The 5,626-nt window shown below is 62.4% G+C and carries 6 protein-coding genes; 4 read left to right on the forward strand and 2 right to left on the reverse strand.

The genetic code is table 11. From position 1 onward, the window contains the following. Positions 1-234: 234 nt before the first annotated feature. Complete coding sequence (gene aspS / locus ACTQW0_RS08340) at positions 235-2,022, reverse strand: aspartate--tRNA ligase (protein WP_427719815.1); 1,788 nt, start codon at positions 2,020-2,022, stop codon at positions 235-237. A gap of 257 nt (positions 2,023-2,279) precedes the next feature. Between aspS and serB the strand changes: the two genes are divergently transcribed. From serB to ACTQW0_RS08360, 4 genes are all read left to right on the forward strand, one after another. Then, positions 2,280-2,915: a phosphoserine phosphatase SerB gene (serB, locus tag ACTQW0_RS08345; RefSeq protein ID WP_427795050.1), complete on the forward strand. Its 636-nt coding sequence runs from the start codon at positions 2,280-2,282 to the stop codon at positions 2,913-2,915. Positions 2,916-3,032: 117 nt separating this feature from the next. Further along, entirely contained in the window at positions 3,033-3,815 is a 783-nt protein-coding gene (gene larB / locus ACTQW0_RS08350; protein WP_441567752.1) for a nickel pincer cofactor biosynthesis protein LarB, read from the forward strand. Between the two features lie 10 nt (positions 3,816-3,825). Next, entirely contained in the window at positions 3,826-4,755 is a 930-nt protein-coding gene (locus tag ACTQW0_RS08355; RefSeq protein ID WP_441567754.1) for a LarC family nickel insertion protein, read from the forward strand. Between the two features lie 2 nt (positions 4,756-4,757). Further along, the gene (locus ACTQW0_RS08360) at positions 4,758-5,297 is read left to right on the forward strand and encodes a TetR/AcrR family transcriptional regulator (protein ID WP_304211247.1); all 540 of its coding nucleotides are present in this window, start codon (positions 4,758-4,760) and stop codon (positions 5,295-5,297) included. A gap of 260 nt (positions 5,298-5,557) precedes the next feature. Here ACTQW0_RS08360 and ACTQW0_RS08365 read toward each other — a convergent pair. Continuing rightward, positions 5,558-5,626 (reverse strand): IS3 family transposase (locus tag ACTQW0_RS08365; RefSeq protein ID WP_441017134.1); only part of this gene is annotated, 69 nt, incomplete at its 5' end.

Here is a 5,626-nt window from a genome sequence, read left to right on the forward strand (position 1 = left end):
CGATACAATACGGAGAGGCGCAGCGATGCGCTCGGCGGCCGCACGCCGGCCGAGTTCCGCGCCGCGCTGGGAAGGGCCGCGTAACGGTCCAAGAAATCGTCCGCAGTCCCACGCAGATTCCGGGACGCACTTTCCGCGACGTCCGGTCACCCTATGCCCTCGCAACGCCCGCGCATAAAAAACGAGGGAAGGCACGCGTCCTTCCCTCGTTAGAGACAATATGCAGCCGCTCGCCTACATCAAGCGCAGGCTGACGTCCTTGAGCTGGGCGCCGGAAACGGCACTCGGGGCGCCCGACATAAGGTCGGAGCCGCTGGCCGTCTTGGGGAACGCCATGACGTCACGGATGGAATCGGAGCCAGTAAGCAGCATGCACACGCGGTCCAGACCCAGGGCAAAACCGCCCATCGGGGGCGCACCAAACTTGAGCGCCTCCATGAGGAAGCCAAACTGCGACTCGGCGCGCTCCTCGGTAAAGCCCAGGAGCTTGAGCATGGACATCTGCATCTCGGCGTTATGGATGCGCATGCCACCGCCGCCGGCCTCAAAACCGTCCATGACAAAGTCGTAGGTGCAGGAACCGGCAGCCAACGGGTCGGCCTCGATCTTGGCGATGTCGGTCTCGGTCGGCAGAGTGAACGGCTGGTGCTCGGCTGCATAGGCCTTGCGGTCCTCATCCCAGTGGAACAGCGGGAAGTTGACGACCCACAGGAAGTCGTGACCCTCGCGTTTGATCTCGAGTGCGTTGGCCATGTGAGAGCGCATGCCGCCCAGGATCTCGTCAGAGAGCAGGCGCGGGCCGGCGGCGAACATCACGAGGTCGCCAGGCTCGACGTTCATGCGCTCGCGCAGAGCCGCCATCTCCTCGTCCGAGAAGAACTTGACGATGGGGCTGTTGATGGAGCCGTCCTCGCGGAAAGCGATCCAGGCCAGACCCTTGGCGCCAAACGTGGAGGCCACGCCGGCGAGCTTATCGATCTTGGCACGTGCCCAGGCACCGGCGCCCTTGGCGTTGATGGCCTTGACGACAGAGCCCTCCTCGTTTGCGGCAGTCGCAAAGACCTTGAACTTGGAGTTGGCAAAGATGTCGGTCAGATCGACCAGATGCATGCCATAGCGGGTATCGGGCTTGTCGGAGCCATAGGTGTCCATGGCCTCCCAGTAGTCCATGCGACGCAGCGGCGTGGGCATCTCGACACCCATGCGACCGAAGGCGTCGGCCAAGACCTCTTCGAGTGCGCTCATGACGTCGTTCTGGTCCACGAAGGACATCTCGATATCGACCTGGGTGAACTCGGGCTGACGGTCGGCACGCAAGTCCTCGTCGCGGAAGCACTTGGCAACCTGGTAGTAGCGCTCGACGCCACCGACCATGAGCAGCTGCTTTAGGAGCTGCGGGGACTGCGGCAGGGCGTAGAAGTTACCCGGCTGAATACGGCTGGGAACGATGAAGTCTCGAGCGCCCTCGGGCGTGGACTTGAACAGGGAGGGCGTCTCGACCTCCATGAACTCACGGTTGTGAAGCGCCTCGCGAATGGCAAAGGTGAAGTCGGAGCGCAGCTTGAGGTTGGCCATCATCTCGGGACGACGGAGGTCCAGATAGCGATAGCGCAGACGGGTGTCCTCGCTGGTCTCGATGCCGTCCTCGATCTGGAACGGCGGGGTGACGGAGGTGTTGAGCACCTCGGCGTGGTCGGTCAGGACCTCGATCTCGCCGGTCGCGAGCTTGGCGTTGGTGGTCTCCTCGCCACGGGCGCGCACGACGCCGTGAATCTTGATGGGCCACTCGGGACGCATGGTCTCGGCGATCTTAAAGGCATCGCCGTCGGAGTGCTCGGGGTCGAAGGTGAGCTGCGTGATGCCCTCGCGGTCGCGAAGGTCGCAGAAGATAAGGCCGCCGTGGTCGCGGCGACGGCTCACCCAACCGGTGAGGGTGACCTCTTCGCCCACGTTCTCGCGGCGAAGCTCGCCGCAGGTATGGGTGTGCATGGAATGCTCGTCGATGGGACGGGTCTGGCTCATACCAGTGATCCTCCTTTATGGATCTGTGCCGCCCCGTGTCGTTCCGGGCGGCGTCGTACAGATTTGCCCAGCCTGCGTAAACCGCGCAGCCGGACATGGCGTTCTATCTTATCGCACCCGCGCCGATGTACCGCGAAAAAGTGGCTCCCGCTCAAAGACTTGACGGAGACGAAACAATTGACGCGGCCTGGCCGTCGCCAAGGCGCGCCGCGTGCGACAATGTGCCTACAATACAACTGCACTCGGAAAGGCCCGCCATGACTTCACGCCTCATCGTTATGGATATCGATTCCACGCTCATCAACCAGGAGGTCATCGACCTGTTGGGCGAGGAAGCAGGCGTGGGCGGGCAAGTTGCGCGGATCACCGAACGCGCCATGCGCGGCGAGCTCGACTTTAAGCAGGCGCTCGAGGAGCGCGTGGGGCTGCTTGCCGGCCTGGACGAGAGCGTTTTCGAGCGCACCTTTGAGCGCGTGACGTTTACCCCCGGCGCACTGGAGCTTGTGCGCTCGGCGCACAGCAAGGGCTGGAAGGTCGGCGTGGTAAGCGGCGGCTTCCACGAGGTCGCCGACAAGATCGTAGCTGCCGCGGGCATCGATTTTTGCCTGGCCAACCGCCTGGAGGTCGTAGACGGCAAGCTCACGGGCAAGCTGGCGGCAGACATTGTGACCAAGGAATCCAAGCTTATCCAGCTACTGGATTGGGCGGTTGAGTGCGGTGTCGATATGGCCCATACCGTGGCGATCGGCGACGGCGCCAACGACATCCCCATGATTCAGGCCGCGGGCACGGGCATCGCATTTTGCGCCAAGCCCAAGACGCGCGAGGCCGCTCCGTTTGCCATCGACGAGCGCAACCTGATGCTCGCCATGGACATCATCCTGCGTGACTAGCCGATCCATCTAACAACAGAATCAAATCCCCTATATCTAGTTTCCGAACAATTTTGTCTTAGTGTTCGGAAACATACCCTTTGAGTGCTAGACTTTGCGCCGTCGAAGGGAAGATATATGGATAAGCGAGATCTTGAGCAGTTACTGAGCGATGTTGCCGACGGAGCAGTCACCCCGGCAGTCGCCCTTACGCGCATCCAAACGGCGCCAACCACCGATCTGGGTTTTGCGCAGCTCGATCTTTCGCGCGGGGTGCGCCAGGGGGCCGGTGAGGTTGTCTACGGCGCCGGTAAAACCGCCGAGCAGATTGCCGCCATTATCAAAGCGCTGCGCGATGCCGGTCAGGAGCGCACCCTGGTTACGCGCCTGGATGCCGAAAAAGCAGCCCGCACCTCGGAGCTTCTCGACAACGGGATCGACCTGGGATATGTCCCGAACGCTCAGCTCGCCCTCGTGGGCGGTAAGCCCTCCCCTACCGGTAACGGACGCATCGTTGTCGCCTGCGCCGGCACGAGCGACTTGCCCGTCGCCGAAGAAGCCGCGTTGACGGCCGAGTTCTACGGCAACGAGGTCGACCGCCTCTACGACGTAGGTGTCGCCGGCCTGCACCGTCTGCTCGCGCATGCCGAGGAACTTGCCCAGGCACAGGTGGTCATCGCCATCGCCGGCATGGAGGGCGCGCTGGCGAGCGTTATCGGCGGTCTGGTAAGCTGTCCGGTCATCGCCGTTCCTACCAGCGTGGGCTACGGAGCGAGCTTTGGTGGCATAGCCGCGCTGCTCGCCATGCTCAACTCCTGCGCCAGCGGCGTTTCGGTCGTCAATATCGACAATGGCTTTGGTGCCGCCTACCAGGCAAGTCTTATCAATCATCTGTGCACCGGAACAACCTGTGCCCGTTAAGGAGCATTCCATGTCCAACCATCAGCATACGCTTATCATCGACGGCACCTCGGGCATCAGCGGCGATATGACCGTCGCGGCCCTGCTCGACCTGGGCGCCAGCGAGGAGCACCTGCGCGAACAGCTCGCCACGCTGCCGGTCGACGGCTTTACGATCGCCGTCACGCGTGAAAACAAGCATGGCATCGACGCCTGCGACTTTGACGTTCATTTGGCAGAGGAGCTCGAGAACCACGACCACGACATGGCCTGGCTCTTTGGCAACGAAACAGCTGCCGAGTACACGCACGAGCATGAGCACCACCATCATGACCATGGCGGACATGAACACGAACACTGCCACGAGCATACGCACGAGCATGACCATGAGGGCCACGGTCATGGCCACGAGGACCATCACCACGCCCACCACCATCACCACCGTTCTTTGGCGGACGTCACCGCCATCATCGACGGCTCACAGCTAAGCGATGGCGCCAAGCGTCGTGCCCTCGCCATCTTTACCGCACTCGCTGCTGCCGAGGCCAAAGCTCACGGCAAAACGCCCGACACCGTCCTGTTTCACGAGGTGGGCGCTGTCGACTCCATCGTCGACGTCTGCTCGGTCGCCATCTGCCTCGATGACCTGGGCATCGAGGACATTGTGGTCGAGTCGCTCTCCGAGGGCCACGGAACCATCCGCTGCGCCCACGGCCTCATGCCCATTCCCGTCCCCGCTGTCGTCAACCTGTGCCAGGCAGGCAATATCGCCCTCACGCCTGCACCGGTCGCCGGCGAGCTCGTGACGCCAACGGGCGCCGCCATCGTCACCGCGCTGCGCACGTCCGACCAACTGCCCTCACGCTACCACATCGAAGCCGTCGGCTACGGCGCCGGCAAACGCCCCTACGAGGGTTGCTCCGGCACGCTCCGCTGTCTGCTCGTTCACGCGGACGCATAGCCATGGATGCCCGCAAGGCAAAAAGCCGCGCTGCCATCGTTGCGGCGTTCTCCGAGCTCCTGCGCGAAGAGGACTACGGCAAGATTGCCGTTGGCGACATCATCGCTCGCGCCCATGTGGGTCGGGCAACGTTCTACGGCCTCTTCAAGAGCAAAGATGACCTGCTCGCTGAGTTCGTGTGCGATATCTGCACCCATGCCCTCGACGATGACGGTACACCCCTCAATGACCCGCTCGTACAGGTCGAGCATATCCTCAACAACCTCTGGGATCGTCGTCAGGGCGTGCGCGCCCTCGTAGCCGGCGCCGGCTCGCGCGTCTTCGCCGACTGTCTCCGCAAGACCATCATGTCGCGCGCAGCCGAAACCGTCCCTGTCGACCCTGCAGGCCCCGCCAGCACCATGGATCGTAACTTCCTCCTCCACCACATAGCCTCAAGCTTCGTAGCCACCGTCCAATGGTGGGCCTGGCACAACTTCCAAGCCGACAAGGCCGACGTAGCCAAAGACTACCTCTCAGCCATAAAACCCCTCTTCACCTAAGTAAGAGGCTCATCCCAGAGCATTGCCCCAACCCAAGGCGCCCGCGCATCCCAACGTGTCACTCGCACTTCAACGCCCCCCAACAGCGACAAGCCCCTCCCATCCAAATTCAGAAATATGTTGGGTTGCTTGTACGAACGCAACAAAGACCCCTCAGCTGTCCGCATGGGGTGACTTCCCAGCGCATTCCACAGGACGAAAGAACCCCCGCCGCACGAAGTGTGAACTGCACCCCAAAACCTGGACGGCTTAAATAAGAACTACGCCGCAAGGGACTGTCTCCGGAACTCCTCCGGGGTCAGTCCCTTCAGTTTAACCTGGCGCCTCCT

Source organism: Collinsella sp. LCP19S3_B7 (assembly GCF_052121795.1).
Classification (GTDB): Bacteria; Actinomycetota; Coriobacteriia; order Coriobacteriales; family Coriobacteriaceae; genus Collinsella.